The sequence below is a fragment of the Xanthomonas sp. WHRI 6106 genome (assembly GCF_040202405.1).
Lineage (GTDB): Bacteria > Pseudomonadota > Gammaproteobacteria > Xanthomonadales > Xanthomonadaceae > Xanthomonas > Xanthomonas cannabis.
In genome coordinates this window covers 62,318-79,991 of the sequence record NZ_JBEGFC010000015.1, presented here as the reverse complement: position 1 = coordinate 79,991, position 17,674 = coordinate 62,318, and the positions used below count along the sequence as shown (strand labels likewise).

Here is a 17,674-nt window from a genome sequence, read left to right as displayed (position 1 = left end):
GGTGCGCGGCGTTCCCTCCGATCAGAAAGGTTCGTTCATGCGCAAGTCCACCGTGGGTTGTATCGATCGTTCCGTCCGCGCAGCGCTGTGCGGCGTGCTGCTCAGTGCAGTGCTGGCGGCATGCGGCAATGAAGAAGCGCCGCCGCCTGCTCCGGCGCCGGATGCGGCGGCACCCGCTGCCGCTGCCGCCGGCGCACCAGCACCAGCCGCCACAGCGCCGGGAATGCCTAATCTTGCCGCCGGGCCGGCGCCCGATCCGGCCACCCCGCCGGCACCGCCGGCCACCGTGGCGCCGATTCCGAAGGGACCCGAGGTCAAGGTCACCCCGGAGCTGGTGGCCGAAGGCAAGAAGATCTATTTCTCTGCTGGCTGCAATGCCTGCCATGGCGGTACCGGTGGCGGCGGCATGTGCCCGCCGCTGACCAACGACATCTGGGTGTATGGCAGCGACGACGACACCTTGCGCGCGCTCATCAGCGAAGGCACTGCCGCGATGATCACCCACGGCAAGACCCGCATCGGGCACGAAAAGGTGGTCGGCCAGATGCCGCCGTTCGCACCGGTGCTCAAGCCGGGCGACACCGAAAAACTGCTGGCCTTCATCCATTCGATCAACAAGACCGCAGGCAAGCCGCAATGACGCATGGCCCGCTGCGAACGGCGTGCGCAGGCTGGCAGCGCCGCTGCACCGCGGTTGCGGTGGGCGCACTGCTGGCCTTGGCCGGCTGCCAGCGCGATGCGGCAGCGCCGGCGGCGGCTGCCGGTGCGCCGCCTGCTCCGGTAGACGCCGCAACTTCACCTGCACCCGCACCGGTCGTTGCCTACGTGCCCAATCAGCGCAGCGGCACGGTGTCGGTGATCGATACCGGCACCGACACGGTGGTGCGCACGCTCAGCGCGCAGGGCCAGCTCGGCAAGCGCTTGCAGCAGGTGTTGCCCGGCCCGCAGGGGCATCTGTACCTGATCGATGCCGAGCACCACCGCTTGATCGAACTGGACACCGCCAGGGATGCGGTGCTGCGTCAGGTCGACATCGGCGAAAACGCCGAAGGCATCGCGCTGTCGCCCGATGGCAAGCAGTTTGCCGTGTGCGTGGAAGGGCAGAACCAGGTGATGCTGATCGATGCCGCGCAGTTCCGCGTGCAGCAGGTGATCGCCACGCGCGGGCAGGCACCGGAGCACTGCGCGTATACGCCCGATGGGCAGTGGTTGCTCACCAGCAACGAGGGTTCCAGCGACATGGACATGATCGAGCTGGCCACGCATCGGTCGCGTGGCGTGGTAGCTACCAGCGGGCATCCGCGCGGCATGGCGTTCGCCCCGGACGGGCGCAGCGTCTACATCGCGCAGGAGGCCGCCAACGTGGTGGACGTGATCGACCTGCAGACCCGCACCCGTCGCGCCAGTCTGCCGGCCGGCGTGCGCACCGCCGGTGTCGCCTTGTCGGGCGATGGCACGCGGCTGTACGCGTCCAACGGCGGCGCCGGCACGGTCAGCGTGATCGACACGCAGAACGGGCGCAGCGTGGCCGAGATCCCGGTCGGGCTGCGGCCCTGGAATCCGGCGCTCACCCCGGCCGGCGACAAGCTCTACGTGGCCAACGGGCGCTCCAACACGGTGAGCGTGATCGACACCGCCAGCCTGCGCGAACGCAAACAGATCCCCGTCGGCGAACTGCCGTGGGGCGTGGTCATCGCGCGCTGAGCGGCGGCCATGCCGACGCGCGCCGGGGAGGCGGGATGAAGACACGCGCTGCGGTGGCCTGGGGTCCGCATCAGCCGCTGACCATCGAGGAGGTGGACCTACAGCCGCCGCGTCCCGGCGAGGTGCTGGTGCGCCTGGTCGCCACCGGCGTCTGTCATGGCGACGCGCATGCATTGGTGCATGGCCGCGCGAGCAGCTTCCCGGCGATCCTGGGCCAGGAGGGCGCGGGCATCGTCGAAGAGGTCGGCATCGGCGTCACCAGCGTGCGCACCGGCGATCACGTCATCCCGCTGTACATGCCCGAGTGCGGTGTGTGCAAGTTCTGCCGCTCCGGCCGTACCAACCTGTGCCAGGCGATCCGCAGCAGCCAGGAACGCGGCCTGATGCCCGATGGCAGCAGCCGGTTCTCGTTGAACGGCCGGCCGATCCTGCACCACATGGGCACCAGCACGTTTTCCCAATACACCGTGCTGCCGGAGATTGCGGTGGCACGCATCCACCCCGACGCGCCGCTGGACCAGGTCTGCCTGCTGGGCTGCACGGTCACCACCGGGGCGGGCGCGGTGCTCAACAGCGCGCATGTACGCCCCGGCGATTGCGTGGCGGTGTTCGGCTTGGGCGGCATCGGCCTGTCGGTGATCCAGGGCGCGGTGCTGGCGCAGGCCGGGCGCATCGTCGCGGTGGATATCGACCCGGGCAAGTTCGCACTGGCGCGCGCGTTGGGCGCCACCGATTGCCTGGACCCGCGCGACTACGGTGCACCCATCCAGCAGGTGATCGTGGATCTCACCGATGGCGGTGCCGACCACAGTTTCGCCTGCGTGGGCGACGTCGCGGCGATGCGCGCGGCGCTGGAGTGCTGCCACAAGGGCTGGGGCGAGAGCGTCATCCTCGGCGTCGCCGACGACGCGCAGGAAATCAGCACCCGTCCGTTGCAGTTGGTCACCGGGCGGGTCTGGCGCGGCAGTGCATTCGGCGGGGTGAAGGGGCGCAGCGAATTGCCCGGCTACGTCGAGCGCTATCTGCAGGGCGACATCCAGTTGGCACCGCTGATCACCCGCAGGCTGGCGCTGGAGGACATCAATCAGGCGCTGGCGGATCTGCGCGCAGCGCGCGGCATCAAATCGATCGTGCTTTATTGAAGGAGACGACATGACGTCGACCCACCAGGTGCTGGTTCATTGCAGGACACCGCGACCTCGCGCTGCACAAAAGCGATGCAATGCGCCACGAAAACATCGCTTGGCTTGCGCCTGCGCAGCGCTGCTGTGCAGTAGCACGATCGGCAACGTCCTTGCCGACGATACCCCGCAGGTGACCTGGCTGGACCGTATCGAAGTCACCGCCACGCCCATCCCCGGCACCACCATCGATGCGGCGCAACTGCCGTACATGGTGCAGTCGGCGACCAATGCCGAGCTGTCGCGCGGGCGCAGCAACAACTTGAGCGATCTATTGCAGCGGCGCTTCGTGGGCGTGGACGGCAACGACGTGCAAGGCAGCGCGTTCCAGAACGATCTCACCTTCCATGGTTTTCGCGCCTCCGCCTTGCCGGGCGCATCGCAGGGCGTGTCGGTGTATCTGGATGGCGTGCGCGTCAACGAACCGTTCGCCGACATCGTCAGCTGGGACATGCTGCCCGAATCGGCGATCACTGCGGTGACGCTGATGCCCGGTTCCAACCCCTTGTTCGGGCCGAATACGCTCGGCGGCGCGGTGGTGCTGTCCACCGCGTCCGGACTGACCGCGCCCGGGCTGCAGGGCGAAGTGAGCAGCGGCAGCGGCGCGCGCAAGCGGCTGGATGCCAGTTACGGCGTCGCTGGCGCCGATGGCTGGCATGGCTTTGTGGCGGTGACCGGGTTCGATGAAAATGGCTGGCGCGATGCCTCCGAGGGGCGGCTCGGCACGCTGTTCGGCAAGCTGGGCAGGCAGGGCGAGCAGACCGACTGGAGCCTGTCGCTGCTGCATGGCCGCAGCCGCCTGATCGGCAACGGGCTGCTGCCCGATACGCGCTACACCGACGAAGGACCGGCACCTGGCTTGTACCGCGCCGATCGGCGTTCGGTGTACACCTCGCCCGATCTCACCCGCAACCGCAACACGCTGCTGACCGCGCAGCTGGACCACCGTTTCGACGAAGACACCGCGTTGCACGCGCTGGCCTATTCGCGCGTGGGTCGTCGCGACACCGTCAATGGCGACATCGGCGAAGACTACGAAGAGTTCGTGGAAGAATGCGCCTCCGGCTACGCCGCCGATGGCCGTGCGCTGGATGCCGAATGCGATGTTGCGCGCGTCGATGCCGATGCCTTGCCCACCGGCGCGCTCAATACCACCCAGATGCGTCAGGAAGCACAAGGCGTTGCGCTCAACCTGAGCATGCAGTGGGGCGCACATGCGCTCACCACCGGCGTTACCTTCGACCGCGGCTATGTGCGGTATCGGCAGTTCGCCCGCGAGGGTTGGGTGCAGCCGAACCGTTCGGTGGCGGCCGATCCGGCTGCAGAGCGGGCGTTCTTCTCCGGCGTGCGCGGCAGCTCCAAGACGCTCGGCGCGTTCGTCGCCGATACCTGGGAGCTGGACGCTGCCACCCACCTCACCGCGGCGGTGCGCTGGAACCACGTCGTGGTGGACAACATCCTGTCCACCGCAGAAGACGGCGACCGCCCGCGCGAGCGCTTCGTCTATGCCAAGGCCAATCCCTCGCTGGGGCTCACCCACCGGCTGGAGTCCGGGCTGACGGTGTACGGCTCGGTCGCGCAGAACACGCGTGCGCCCACGGCGATCGAGCTGGGCTGCGCCGACCCCACCCAGCCATGCCGGCTGCCGACCGGCCTGCAGGCCGACCCGCGCCTGGAGCAGATCGTGTCGCGCACCTACGAACTGGGCGCGCGCTGGGCGCCGTCGGCCGACAGCAACGCCACCGTGTCGGTGTACCGCGCCGACAATCGCGACGACATCCTGTTCCTGCGCGCGCCGGAGACCCAGCTGGGCTACTTCGACAACGTGGGCCGCACCCGCTACCAGGGCGCCGATGTCGCGCTGGCGCTGCGCAGCGGCGCTTGGCAGTGGTCGGCCGGGTACAGCTATCTGGACGCCACCTATCGCAGCGACGGCGAACTGTTGTCCGGCGAGCGTGTGATCACCCTGCGGCCCGGTTTACGGATCGCCGCGCTGCCAAGGCACCAGCTCAAGCTCGGGGTGGACTGGCAACGCGACGCGCTGACACTGGGCGCCGGCGTGCGTGCGGTGTCCGGGCGCGTGGCCAGCGGCAACGAGGATGGCCAGGTCGACAACGCCGAAGACGGCGAGCCCGCACCCGCGCGCATCGACATCGGCACCGCCGGCTATGCGCTGGTGGACCTGCAGGCGCGTTGGCAATTCAGTGCGCGGCTGTCGCTGTTCGCCCGCGTCGACAACGTCTTCAACCGCCGCTATGCAACCTACGCGGCAGTGGCCGAAGACGTGTTCCCCGATGGCGAACTGGCGCGCCCGCAGGATGCGCCGGTGGAAACCGGCCCGGCGCGGTTTCTCGCACCGGGCGTACCGCGGCAGTATCTGATCGGGGTGCGTTGGGCGTTGTGAGTCGGGGCGGGGATTCGGGATTGGGGATTAGGGATTCGTAAGGTGCAGGCTTCAGTTGTCTGCAGCCATCTGCATGGTGCCGAGCTGCGCCGGTGGAGGGCGCGGTGTCCTCACCGCTCGCGGGACACGCCGTGAACCCGTCCCGCAATCGGCGAGGCCACCACACCAGAGAGTGAATCGGCGGTCGTGTGAAAGCTGCTTGTAGCGCGTTGTGCATCAGGTGTTGAGGCGGCACGTCATGATCGAACAACGCGCATCAATCACTGCTCCTACCGTGCACACCGACCAGCTCGATTGGTCCTTGCCCGCCCATCGTCGCGGGACCTTACGCGGCATGGATGCCGCGTAAGAGACTACATGGACGTACTTGCGGCGTGTCCTGCGAGGGTGGGCGGGCAAGGGCCCTGCAGCCAAGCCCCAAATCATCCGCTCCACAGTCGCGGCATGTACGCATGCTAGATGCCGCACCAAACAACAGCAGCACCCACCTGATGAGGGAGAAGGAGTTCTCTAATCGCTCCAGGTACCATCGCCAAGACCCCGCCTTGGCTCTGACGAATCCCCAATCCCCAATCCCCAATCCCAGCCCCTCATTCACCCGGTATCGAGGCAGTGCTTGCGCAGCTTGCGATACAGCGTATTGCGGCTGATTCCCAGCGCATCGGCGGTGCGGCTGACATTCCAGCGGTGGCGTTCGAGTTGTTGTTGCAGCACCAGGCGTTCGGCCTGGTCGAGTGCGACGCGGCCGGGCATGTCGTCGGCGGCCACCGCGCGCCCGTCGACCAGGCACGGTGCGCTGCCGGCGTCGACGATTTCCTGCGGAAGGTTCGGTAGCCGGATCACCCCGTCGCTGCACAGCACCGCCGCGGTGCGCAACACATTGCGCAGTTGGCGCAGGTTGCCGGGCCAGGCGTAGCTGAGCAGGGTGTGCATGGCTTCTTCGCTGATGCGCACGCTGTGCTCTGGGTTCTCTTCGCGCAGCAGGGTGCGGATCAACTCGGCCTTGTCGCTGCGCTCGCGCAAGGGCGGCAAGTGCAGCACCACGCCGTTGAGGCGGTAATACAGGTCCTCGCGAAATTCGCCGGCGGCCACGCGTTGCGCCAGATCGCGATGGCTGGCGCTGATCACGTGCAGCTCCAGCGGCACCGCGCGCTCGCTGCCGAGCGGGGTAACGCATTGTTCTTCCAGCACGCGCAGCAGGCGGCTCTGCAACGGCAGCGGCATGTCGCCGATTTCATCCAGAAACAGGGTGCCGCCGCTGGCCTGCAGCAATTTGCCATGCCGGCCTTCGCGCGCCGCATCGGTGAATGCGCCGCGCGCATAGCCGAACAACTCGCTTTCGATCAATGCCTCCGGGATCGCCGCACAGTTGATCGCCACGAACGCACCGCCGGCCCACGGCGAGCCGCGATGGACAGCCTTGGCAAATTCTTCCTTACCGGTGCCGGTGTCGCCACGCAGCAGGATCGAGACGCGATGCGCGGCCAACTTCAATGCATTGGCCAGGTTGTGGCGCATGCGCGGGTCCGAACCCACATGTTCGCCCGGCGGCTGTTCGCCCTCCGGCGCCACTTGCGCGGCGGCGCCCACCGATGGCATGGCCGGGCGCGAGCGCGGCGGGCGCACCAGCGCGTAGAACCGCCGCCCGTGGCAGGCGCAGCGGATCGACCACAGCGTGCCCGCGTCGCTGCCGGCACGATGTTCCAGCGTATCGAAATCCAGCTGCATCACCTGCGAGATATCGCGGCCGACCAGCTGGCTGCGGTCGAGTTTGCCCAATTGCTCCAGCACCGCTTCGTTGACGGCCAGCACGCGGCCATCGGCGCCGATCGCGATCAATGCCTCGTGCAACAGTCCGGCAAATTCGGGACGGCTGTGAAAGCGCAGGATGAAGGCATGGCCGAACTGGTTGAGGAAATGCGAACGCGAGATCTGCGCGGCCGACATGCTCACCAGGGCCACGGTGTGCCGCTGGATCTGCTTGCTGTCCTGCGCATTGGGGGTGGACGCATCCAGCACGGCCAGCAGCCCGCCATGCGGGTCCAGAATCGGCGCCCCGCTGCACGACAGCGGCAGATGCCGGGTCAGGTAGTGCTCGCCGCGGTGCACGCTCACCGCAGTGCGCTCGGCCGCGCAGGTGCCCAGGCCATTGGTGCCTTGGTGGCACTCGGCCCAGCTGGCGCCGCAGAACAGGCCGGCCTGGCGGAACTCGCGCAGCAGGGTGGAGTCGTGCACGCTGTGCAGCACGGTGGCCTCGGCATCGCCGAAGATCACCGCATACCCGCTGCCGGCAATCTGCTCGTAGAGGTTTTCCATCTCCACCCGGGCGATGCGCAGCACCTCGCCCAGGCGTTGCTGGCGCTCGCGTACGTGCAGCGCGTCGTGCACCAGGGGCTCGGGCGTGGCCTCGGGCAGCAGCGCGTAGTCGTCCAGGCAGCGCCGCCACGAGCGCGACAACGGCGCCGCCAGCGACGCGATATCGCGCAGCCGCCGGGTCTGTCTGAGGACATCCGGCTCGATCTGGGGCGGGGCGGTGGAAGCGGCGGCGACAACGCTTGGCTCGGACATGGCCCAGCGTTCCTCAGTGGACGCGAGGCGGCAGTAGAGACACAAATCGTCCCCATGCTCAAACTGCGTTGCAGCAAAGTGCGCTGCCGCCGCTGACGATGCTGCGATATCGGCATAAAGCCTCTCTCCCGCCGGGAGAGGGGTTGGGGTGAGGGTACGTCGCGCATAGCGCCCGAGTTCTCGAACTGCGCGAGGCTTCGCCCGTCCCCTCATCCGCCCCTTCGGGGCACCTTCTCCCCCATGAAGGAGGACAATGTCCCATTGGGAGAAGGGACGTCGATGCGCGAGGGCGTTAAAGCCCCTCTCCCGCCGGGAGAGGGGTTGGGGTGAGGGTACGTCGCGCGTAGCGCCCGAGTTCTCGAACTGCGCGAGGCTTCGCCCGTACCCTCATCCGCCCCTCCGGGGCACCTTCTCCCCCATGAAGGAGGACAATGTCCCAATGGGAGAAGGGACGTCGATACGCGAGGGCGTTAAAGCCCCTCTCCCCACGGGAGAGGGGTTGGGGTGAGGGTACGTCGCGCATAGCGCCCGAGTTCTCGAACTGCGCGAGGCTTCGCCCGTACCCTCATCCGCCCCTTCGGGGCACCTTCTCCCGGTGGGAGAAGGGCAAAGCGTCCGTTAAAGCGCGTAGCCGAACTGTTGCTTGAACTGGTCGTTGAACTCGGCGAAGTCGAAGCGCTGGTTCTGGGTGCCGGGGTGTTCCACCTTCAGCGCGCCCATCAGGTTGCCCATGCGCCCGATCGTGAGCCAATCGTAGTTGTGCTGGATGCCGTAGATCAGGCCGGCGCGGAAGGCATCGCCGCAGCCGGTGGGGTCGACCACGCGGCGTTCGTGCGCCGGCGGAATGTCGTAGGTCTTTTCCGGCGTATGCACCAGCGCGCCCTTCGGGCCCTGCGTGGTGATGTAGGCCTGCACGCGCGAGACGATGTCCTTCTCGTCCCAGCCGGTGCGTTCCTGCAGCAGGTTGGACTCGTAATCGTTGACCACCACGTAGTCGGCCTGCTCGATGAACTGGCGCAGCTCCGGGCCGTTGAACAACGGCATCGCCTGGCCGGGGTCGAAGATGAAGGGGATGCCGCCGGCAGCGAACTCTTCGGCGTTCTGGATCATGCCTTCGCGCCCATCCGGGCCGACCAGGCCCAGGGTCACGCCCGGTACGTCCTTCACGTGGTTTTCGTAGCTGCGCATCATCGCGCCCGGATGGAAGGCGGTGATCTGGTTGTTGTCGTGGTCGGTGGTGATGAAGGCCTGCGGGGTGAACAGGTCGTCGATGATCTTCACCCGCGACAGGTCGATGCCGAGCATCTCGAAATGTTCGCGGTACGGGCCGAAATCCTGGCCCACGGTACCCATCGGAATCGGTGCGCCACCGAGCAGATGCAGGTTGTAGGCGATGTTGCCGGCGCAGCCGCCGAACTCGCGGCGCATGCGCGGGACCAGGAACGACACATTCAGGATGTGCACCTTGTCCGGCAGGATGTGGTTCTTGAACTGGTCCGGGAACACCATGATGGTGTCGTAGGCGAGGGAACCACAGATCAGTGCGGACATCGAGTCAGGCCTTTGCGTAAGGAAATACCCGCCAGTTGCCGGGCATGGCAGCGGGACGGCAGCAACGCCGCGGCGCAAAGGGTAACGGCTGCGACCGATCAGGGCCACAACCGCGTGCCATGGCCGGCGTGACCGGCACATGAAAACCGGGCCGGCAGATCCGATTTTTCCTTGCTCACCCCGGGGGGGATTGCTAGGCTAGCCGACTTCGTTTTCTGCCCAAAATTTCGCCACGCTGGCGGCCGGGCACGCGACTTACCCAGGACCAACTCCCTCGATGTTCAAGAAACTGCGCGGCATGTTCTCCAACGACCTGTCCATCGATCTGGGCACGGCCAATACGCTGATCTACGTGCGCGGGCAGGGCATCGTGCTGAACGAGCCATCGGTGGTGGCGGTGCGTCAGGACCGCGCAATCGGCGGCACCCGCTCGGTGGCGGCAGTCGGCGCCGAGGCCAAGCAGATGCTTGGCCGCACACCTGGTCACATCACCACCATCCGCCCGATGAAGGACGGCGTCATCGCCGATTTCACCTACACCGAGGCAATGCTGAAGCACTTCATCAAGAAGGTGCACAAGTCGCGTGTCCTGCGCCCCAGCCCGCGCGTGCTGGTGTGCGTGCCGGCCGGCTCCACCCAGGTGGAGCGCCGCGCCATCAAGGAATCTGCGGAAGAGGCCGGTGCGCGTGATGTGTACCTGATCGAAGAACCCATGGCTGCCGCGATCGGCGCCGGCATGCCGGTGACCGAGGCGCGCGGCTCGATGGTCATCGACATCGGCGGCGGCACCACCGAAGTGGCGGTGATCTCGCTCAACGGCATCGTGTATTCGCAGTCGGTGCGTGTGGGCGGCGACCGCTTCGATGAGTCGATCACCAATTACGTGCGCCGCAACCACGGCATGCTGATCGGCGAAGCCACCGCCGAGCGCATCAAGTTGCAGATCGGCTGCGCCTACCCGCAGGACGAGGTGCAGGAGATGGAAATCTCCGGCCGCAACCTCGCCGAGGGTGTGCCGAAGATGATCAAGATCAACTCCAACGAAGTGCTCGAAGCGCTGCACGAGCCGCTGTCGGGCATCGTCTCGGCAGTCAAGCTGGCGCTGGAGCAGACCCCGCCGGAACTGTGCGCCGACGTCGCCGAGCGCGGCATCGTGCTCACCGGTGGCGGCGCGCTGCTGCGCGACCTGGACCGCCTGATCTCCGAAGAAACCGGCCTGCACGTGCAGGTGGCCGATGACCCGCTCACCTGCGTGGCCCGCGGCGGCGGCCGTGCACTGGAGCTGGTGGACATGCATGGCAATGAGTTCTTCGCGCCGGAGTGATGCGTTCGGGATTCGGGAGTCGGCATTGGGGATTCGCAAAGGCGGTTCCTGCCTACGGCCCGGCGGGATTGCCGCGCAGTTCCGCTGATTCACGTGTTAGCCGCATTCGTCTCGGGGCCAGCCAAGTGCTCCCCGAATCCCCACTCCCGAATCTCCATTCCCGGCCCTGAAAGTGCCCTCCTACGCCGGTCCTCCCGTTGCCTCCCGCCCGGGCGAAGTCACCTCCACGCTGCGGCTGCTGGTCTATCTGGTGCTGGCGATCACCCTGATCGCGCTCGATAGCCGCGGGGGCTGGCTGAGCCAGGTGCGCCTGCAGGCCAATCTGCTGATCCAGCCGATCTGGGCGGTGGCCGGGTTGCCGGGGCGGATCGGCTCGCAGGTGCGCGACAACGCCGCCACCCATGCGCAACTGGTGGAAGAAACCCGCGACCTGCGCAATCAGCTGTTGGTGGCCAACGCGCGGCTGACCCGGCTGCAGACCGCCGCGCTGGACAACGCGCAGCTGCGCGAACTGCTCAACGTGGCCGAGCGCCGCGGCCTGGACGTGCAGCTGGCGCCGATCCTGGATATCGACCTGGACCCCACCCGGCAGCGCCTGCTGCTGGATGCCGGCAGCCGCGACGGCGTGCTGATGGGCCAGGCGGTGATCGATGCCGGCGGGTTGATGGGCCAGGTGATCGAAGTGACCCCGCTGCATTCGACCGTGCTGCTGCTCACCGACCCCGACCATGCGGTGCCGGTCAGCGTGGCGCGCAACGGCGTGCGCCTGATCGTCTACGGCCGCGGCGACCGCCTGGAACTGCGCGACATCCCGCTGAGCGCCGGCGTGCAGGTGGGCGACGAAATCGTCACCTCCGGCCTGGGCGGCCGCTTCCCGGCCGGCTTCCCGGTCGGCAAGGTCTCCGAACTGCACCCCGACGACACCCACGCCTTCCTGGTCGGCGAGCTCACCCCGGCAGCCAAGCTCGATCGTGGCCGAGATGTGCTGTTGCTGCGCGCGGGCAAGCCGCTGCGGGTAGTGCCGGGGGCCGGGATTGGGGATTCGGGAGTGGGGATTCGCAACAGCGACAACAGCGACGGCGGCGCGGCTGCCGCCAGCGCGCCGGTGACTGCCACACCACGCACGCCTGCGGGCGGGATGTCCAACGCAGTGAATGATACCGCGCGCCCGACGGCCGCCGCGGCATCGGGCACCGGCACTGTTATCGCGCCGCGTGCACAGTCCGTGTCGCCATCTGCCGCGCCTGGTGCCCAGTCGGCCCGCGCACCAGCGTCAGCATCGAGCCGCCACCCCAGCCTGCCGGCCAGTCCTCCTGCGTCGAACGGCCCCGAACGCCAGACCACCGGTTCCCGCACAGCGTCATCGCAGGGCGCACGTGCTTCAGGCGATGCAGACGCTGGAACCGGCAACGGCAACGACGCGCCAGCACAGGCACCCGCTTCTAACCAATCCCAAATCCCGACTCCCCAATCCCGTCCGGCTCCGCAGGAGACGGACCAATGACCCGCATGCGCAACACCTGGATCCTGCCGGCCAGCATCTTCATCGCGCTGGTACTGGGGCTGCTGCCGTTGCCGGCCGTGGTGCAGCCGTTGCGTCCGTACTGGCTGGCGCTGGTGCTGGCCTACTGGGTGATCGAGGAGCCGGACCGGGTTGGATTGGGCGTGGCCTTCGTGGCCGGCGTGCTGGCCGACCTGCTGTACGGCGGGCTGCTCGGCGAGCAGGCGCTGCGGCTGGTGATCATGACCTTCATCCTGCAGCGCTTCCGCGCGCGGATGCGCTTCTTCCCGGTGTCGCAGCAGGCGCTGGCGATCGGCGGGCTGCTGCTCAACGACCGCATCGTCTCCTCGGCGGTCCATCTGGCAGTCGGCGAGCCGACCCTGCCGTGGAGTTACTGGTGGGCGCCGCTGCTGGGCATGGCGCTGTGGCCGCCGCTGTTCGTGTTGCTGGATGCGGTGCGGCTGGGCAAGCGGAGCAAGAAGTAGCCCATGCACGGCCGTCGCCAGCCCAAGAACCCGCACGCCGAGGCCGAGCAGTTCCGTCGTCGCGCGGTGCTGGGCTTTGTGATGGTGGTGATCTGCCTGGTCGGGCTGGGCGGCTGGTATTTCAAGCTGCAGGTGCTCGACCACGAGGTCTACGCCACCCGCTCGGAGGCCAACCGCATCAAGCCCAAGCCGGTGGTGCCCGGGCGCGGCATGATCTACGACCGCACCGGCCGGCTGCTGGCCGAGAACGTGCCGGCCTTTCGCCTGGACGTGACCCCGGACAAGGTGGTCGACATGGACGCCATGCTGGCCGCACTGGGCAAGGTGATCCCGATCGCGCCGGAGGATCTGGAACGCTTCAACCGCGAGCGCAAGGCCCGCCGCAGCTTCCTGCCGGTCACGCTCAAGCTGCGCATGAGCGATGAGGAAATGGCGCGCTTTGCAGTGGAGCGCTGGCGCTTCCCCGGTGTGGAGCTGGAGCCGTATCTGACCCGGCGCTATCCGTACGGCCCGCTGTTCGCGCACATCATCGGCTACGTGGGCCGCATCGACGAGAAGGACCTGGCGGTGCTGGGCGAGGGCAATGCCGCGCTCACCCACATGGGCAAGTCCGGGCTGGAGCGCTACTACGAGCAGGACCTGCGCGGCCAGGTCGGTTACGAGCAGGTCGAAACCAACGTGCAGGGGCGGGCGATCCGCACTGTCGGTCGGGTCGCGCCGCAATCCGGTGCCGACCTGCGCCTGTCGGTGGATGCCGACCTGCAGCGCGCGATGGTGGCCGCGTTCGGCGAGCACGAAGGTGCGGCCATTGCCATGGACCCGCGCACCGGCGAGATCCTGGGCATGGTCAGCCTGCCCAGCTACGACCCCAACCTGTTCGTCAACGGCATCTCGCATACCGATTTCAAGATGCTCAACGACAACCCGTCGCGGCCGCAGTTCAACCGGCTGGTGCTGGGGGGCGTGGCGCCAGGCTCCACGCTCAAGCCGCTGATCGCGCTGGCCGGCCTGGACAGCGGCCTGCGCCGGCCGGAAGACCGCGTGCTGTCCACCGGCATGTTCTACCTGCCCGGCGTCAGCCGCGGCTGGGGCGATTCGCACCGCGGCGGGCACGGCTGGACCGACCTGCGCAAGTCCATCGCCCAGTCGGTCAATACCTATTACTACCGTCTGGCGGTGGACATGGGCATCGAGCGCTTCGACCACTACATGGCCGAATACGGCTTTGGCGCGCCCACCGGGGTGGACCTGCTGGGCGAGATCGGCGGCATCCTGCCGTCGCCGGCCTACAAGTACAAGACCCGCAAGGAACGCTGGTACCCGGGCGACACCGTCAACATCGCCATCGGCCAGGGCGACTGGAAGGTGACCCCGCTGCAGCTGGTGCGCGGCGTCTCGGGTATCGCCAGTGGCCTGCTGCTGCGCCCGCACCTGGTGCTGGAGCAGCGCACCGGCTTCGATCACCCCTGGCAGCCGATGATCCAGCCGCCGGGCAAGCCGATCAGCCCGAGCGCGGCGCATCTGCAGGTGGTGCGCGAGGGCATGATGGACACCATGCGCCCGGGCGGCACCGGCTACGCCATCACCCCCGGCGCGCCGTATCAGATGGCCGGCAAGACCGGTACCGCACAGGTGGTCAGCCGCAAGGGCGTGGCAGCGGTGGACCCGCGCAGCCTGCCGTTGCATCTGCGTCACCGTGGCCTGTTCGTGGGTTTCGCACCGGCCGACAACCCGGTCATCGCGGTGGCGGTGGCAGTGGAGGGCGGTGGTTTCGGCACCAGCTCGGCGGCGCCGATCGCACGCAAGATCTTCGACGCCTGGCTGCTGGGCAAGATGCCGGCCGGCCTCCTGCCGCTGGACAGCGAGCTGGGCATGACCGCGGTGGGCATCAACCAGTTCGAAGCCGGCGCCACCGACGCGCGCGCAGCCGGCGACGCGGCCGCCGCCACGCTGGACGAGCTGCCGGTGGTGATCGGCCAGGCTGCCGTTGCGCTGGACCCCACCACCCCGGCCCAGCCGGTAGTGCCGGACGTGCCGGACGCGGTGCAGGAGACCGACCATTGAGTGACATCCTGCGCTGGCTGGTGGACATGGCCGCGCGCTTCACGCGCAGCCTGGACTGGGTGCTGTGCTTGGCGCTGGGTGCGTTGATGGTGATCGGCCTGTCGGTGCTCAAGAGCGCCGGCGGCGCTGCCAATGGCGATCACCTGGTGATGGCGCAAGGTGTGCGCTTTGCCATCGGCGTGGCCGCGATGTGGGGTATCTCGCGCATGTCGGTGCTGCGCCTGCGTGCCTGGACGCCGTGGGTGTACGGCCTGTCGATGCTGCCGTTACTGGCGGTATTCGCGCTGGGTACCGGCAAATACGGTCGGCAGTGGCTGGACCTGAAGGTGTTCTATCTGCAGCCGGCCGAGCTGCTCAAGATCAGCCTGCCGATGATGGCGGCCTGGTATCTGCACCGCATGCCGCTGCCGCCGCGCATCTCCACCGTGCTGGTTACCTGCATGATCATCGGCGTGCCCACCGCGCTGATCATGCTGCAGCCGGACTTCGGCACCGGCGTGCTGATCGCCGCCAGCGGCGTCTTCGTGCTGCTGCTGGCCGGCCTGCCGTGGTGGTGGGTGGCGGTCGGCGTGGGCGGCGTCTCGGCGGCGGCGCCGGTAGCCTGGTTCTGGCTGCTGCGCCCGTACCAGAAGGACCGCATCATGATGTTCCTCAACCCGGAAAACGACGCGCTCGGTGCCGGCTGGAACATCATCCAGTCCAAGATCGCGATTGGGTCTGGCGGGCTGGATGGCAAGGGCTGGGGACTGGGCTCGCAATCACACCTGAACTTCATTCCCGAACAGACCACCGACTTTGCGTTCTCGGTGCTCAGCGAAGAATTCGGCTGGATCGGCGTGGCCACCGTGCTCACCCTGTATCTCATCGTCATCGGCCGCTGCCTGTGGATCGCCTCGCAGGCGCGCGACACCTATTCGCGCCTGGTCGCCGGCGCCACCGGCCTGGCGTTCTTCGTCTACGTGCTGGTCAACGGCGGCATGATTTCCGGCCTGTTGCCGGTGGTGGGCGTGCCGATGCCGCTGATGAGTTACGGCGGCACCTCGGCGGTGTCGCTGCTGGCCGGCCTTGGGCTGGTGATGGCGGTCAGGACGCACCGGCCGGTGCACGGGTATTGATGCGGGAGGGTCGCCGCGTTGCGCCAATGCCGTGCGCGTGTCCTCGCGTACGCGGCGCATGCAATCTCGCAGCGTCGGTCGATGCGACAGGTATATGTCAAACGCTGACACGTTTTGGGCGCATCGCGTTTTTGCGCAGTGCATAGCAACGACGCGACACCGGCGTAGGCCTGCTTCGTTCGTGCGGTGCCGGGTTCGCGCGCCTGCTGCATGCGGGCACGGCGCTTCGTAGAGTTCGCCTGGCCGCCGCAGCGTTGGCGGCCGCGTCGCCGCGCCTGCACAGGCGCGCGCCATTCCTCATTCGGGTGACCTTTTCCATGAAACTGCCAACCGCCACCATCGGCGGTGTCTGTCTGTCGCTTTGCGCGCAGGCGGGCGCCGTCACCTTTGCCACCGGCGATACCCGCGCGGTCGCGCAACCGACGATTCCAACCATGTGTTCGTCGCTGCCCGCTCACCTGACACCGACCGGGCACCTGTTCGATGCGGCGCTGGAAGGCGCGCCGCCCGATACCAAGACCATCCAGGCGGCACTCAGTGCGTGCAAGAACGGCGCGGTGCTGCTCACCGGCGGCAGTGGCAACGCCTTTCTGACCGGCCCGCTGACGGTTCCCTCTGGCGTCACCCTGGTCATCGATCAGGGCGTGACCCTGTATGGCTCGCGCAACCCGGCCGATTACGGCAGCAGCTGCGGCAGCGCCGGCTCCAAGAGCGGCGGGTGCCTGCCCCTGATCAGCGTCAAAGGTGCGAACTCAGGCGTGATGGGCCTCCGCACCGACGGGCGACAAGGCACCATCGACGGCCGTGGCGATCAAGTCATGCTCGGCAAGAGCACCACCTGGTGGGAGTTCGGCGAGAACGCCAAGGCGGCCGGTCAGGTGCAGAACAGCCCGGACCTGATCAAGGTACAGAATTCCAGCCAGTTCACGCTCTACAACGTCAATCTGGTCAATGCCGCGTATTTCCACTTCTTCTCGCACATCGTCAATGGCCTGACCATCTGGGGCGTGCGGGTGAAGTCGCCGGCCACCAGTCCCAACACCGACGGCCTGGATCTGGACAGCGTGGTCAACGCCACCATCCACGACAGCGATGTGATGGGCGGCGACGATTGCGTGGCGATCAAGACCATCGCGTCCAAGTCGGCCAACATCACCGTGCGCAACAGCCGCTGTTACGGCACGCATGGCATTTCCATCGGCAGCGAAGTGATGTCCGGCGTCAGCAACGTGCTGGTGGACAACAACGCGCTCGTCTCCACCGACGATGCGGGCAATCGCAGCACCGACAACAGCGGCCTGCGCATCAAGACCAGCATCGTCAAGGGCGGGCCGGTCAACCAGGTGACCTATCGCAACACGTGCCTGTACGGGGTGACCAGCCCGGTGGTGATCAACCCGTTCTATGCCGGCGGCAGCAGCGGCACCAAACCGACCTTCAGCGCCATCGTCGTGGATGGATTGCGCAGTGCCAACGACGCCGGCGGCAAGGGCTGGATCCTGCGCGGCTACGACGCACAGACCCCGCTGGATCTGGTATTGGCCAATGTGGTCACGGCAAGTGCCGCGGTCACGGTTACCGCCAGCAATGCCCGGATCGGGCTGAGCAACAGCACGCTGACGCCCACCGGCACCGGCGTCACCACCGCCACGGTGCAAGTGGGCGGTGCGGTGCCCACCTGCTCGGGCGCACCGCGCTTCCCCGCGCTATGAGATGAGGGTCAGGCGCGGCCGCCGGGCCGGCCGCGCCTGACCCATTACCTGGATCGAATCATCGA

The 17,674-nt window shown here is 67.6% G+C and carries 12 protein-coding genes; 10 read left to right on the top strand and 2 right to left on the bottom strand.

Annotated elements, in window-relative coordinates:
- Position 1: 1 nt before the first annotated feature.
- The 4 genes from ABQZ09_RS18585 to ABQZ09_RS18570 are packed head-to-tail and all read left to right on the top strand — an operon-like array spanning position 2 to position 5,289.
- Positions 2 to 640, top strand: a complete 639-nt coding sequence (locus ABQZ09_RS18585; RefSeq protein WP_184553039.1) for a c-type cytochrome — start codon at positions 2 to 4, stop codon at positions 638 to 640.
- Positions 641 to 651: 11 nt separating this feature from the next.
- The gene (locus ABQZ09_RS18580; protein WP_456362140.1) at positions 652 to 1,704 is read left to right on the top strand and encodes a beta-propeller fold lactonase family protein; all 1,053 of its coding nucleotides are present in this window, start codon (positions 652 to 654) and stop codon (positions 1,702 to 1,704) included.
- Between the two features lie 35 nt (positions 1,705 to 1,739).
- On the top strand, positions 1,740 to 2,846 hold the full coding sequence (locus tag ABQZ09_RS18575; protein WP_349777600.1) for an S-(hydroxymethyl)glutathione dehydrogenase/class III alcohol dehydrogenase: 1,107 nt from the start codon (positions 1,740 to 1,742) through the stop codon (positions 2,844 to 2,846).
- Positions 2,847 to 2,856: 10 nt separating this feature from the next.
- On the top strand, positions 2,857 to 5,289 hold the full coding sequence (locus ABQZ09_RS18570; protein WP_503019441.1) for a TonB-dependent receptor: 2,433 nt from the start codon (positions 2,857 to 2,859) through the stop codon (positions 5,287 to 5,289).
- Positions 5,290 to 5,883: 594 nt separating this feature from the next.
- Here the strand turns inward: ABQZ09_RS18570 and ABQZ09_RS18565 are convergent.
- Both ABQZ09_RS18565 and ABQZ09_RS18560 read right to left on the bottom strand, forming a co-directional pair.
- The gene (locus ABQZ09_RS18565; protein ID WP_349777599.1) at positions 5,884 to 7,857 is read right to left on the bottom strand and encodes a sigma-54-dependent Fis family transcriptional regulator; all 1,974 of its coding nucleotides are present in this window, start codon (positions 7,855 to 7,857) and stop codon (positions 5,884 to 5,886) included.
- Positions 7,858 to 8,475: 618 nt separating this feature from the next.
- The gene (locus tag ABQZ09_RS18560; RefSeq protein WP_039564127.1) at positions 8,476 to 9,408 is read right to left on the bottom strand and encodes a carbohydrate kinase family protein; all 933 of its coding nucleotides are present in this window, start codon (positions 9,406 to 9,408) and stop codon (positions 8,476 to 8,478) included.
- A gap of 277 nt (positions 9,409 to 9,685) precedes the next feature.
- Between ABQZ09_RS18560 and ABQZ09_RS18555 the strand changes: the two genes are divergently transcribed.
- The 6 genes from ABQZ09_RS18555 (at position 9,686) to ABQZ09_RS18530 (ending at position 17,609) form a co-directional block, all read left to right on the top strand.
- Positions 9,686 to 10,732, top strand: coding sequence for a rod shape-determining protein (locus ABQZ09_RS18555; RefSeq protein WP_010368259.1), 1,047 nt, complete (start codon positions 9,686 to 9,688; stop codon positions 10,730 to 10,732).
- 172 nt (positions 10,733 to 10,904) lie between these two features.
- Positions 10,905 to 12,236 (top strand): rod shape-determining protein MreC, encoded by a 1,332-nt coding sequence (mreC, locus tag ABQZ09_RS18550; protein WP_184553035.1) that lies wholly within the window; start codon positions 10,905 to 10,907, stop codon positions 12,234 to 12,236.
- Entirely contained in the window at positions 12,233 to 12,718 is a 486-nt protein-coding gene (gene mreD / locus ABQZ09_RS18545; RefSeq protein ID WP_039404324.1) for a rod shape-determining protein MreD, read from the top strand. The genes mreC and mreD overlap by 4 nt, the downstream gene beginning before the upstream one ends.
- Positions 12,719 to 12,721: 3 nt before the next feature.
- Positions 12,722 to 14,782, top strand: a complete 2,061-nt coding sequence (gene mrdA, locus ABQZ09_RS18540; protein ID WP_349777598.1) for a penicillin-binding protein 2 — start codon at positions 12,722 to 12,724, stop codon at positions 14,780 to 14,782.
- Entirely contained in the window at positions 14,779 to 15,897 is a 1,119-nt protein-coding gene (gene rodA / locus ABQZ09_RS18535) for a rod shape-determining protein RodA (RefSeq protein ID WP_039404329.1), read from the top strand. Before mrdA ends, rodA begins: the two co-directional genes overlap by 4 nt.
- A 317-nt stretch (positions 15,898 to 16,214) precedes the next feature.
- The gene (locus ABQZ09_RS18530; protein ID WP_184553032.1) at positions 16,215 to 17,609 is read left to right on the top strand and encodes a glycoside hydrolase family 28 protein; all 1,395 of its coding nucleotides are present in this window, start codon (positions 16,215 to 16,217) and stop codon (positions 17,607 to 17,609) included.
- Positions 17,610 to 17,674 lie beyond the last annotated feature (65 nt).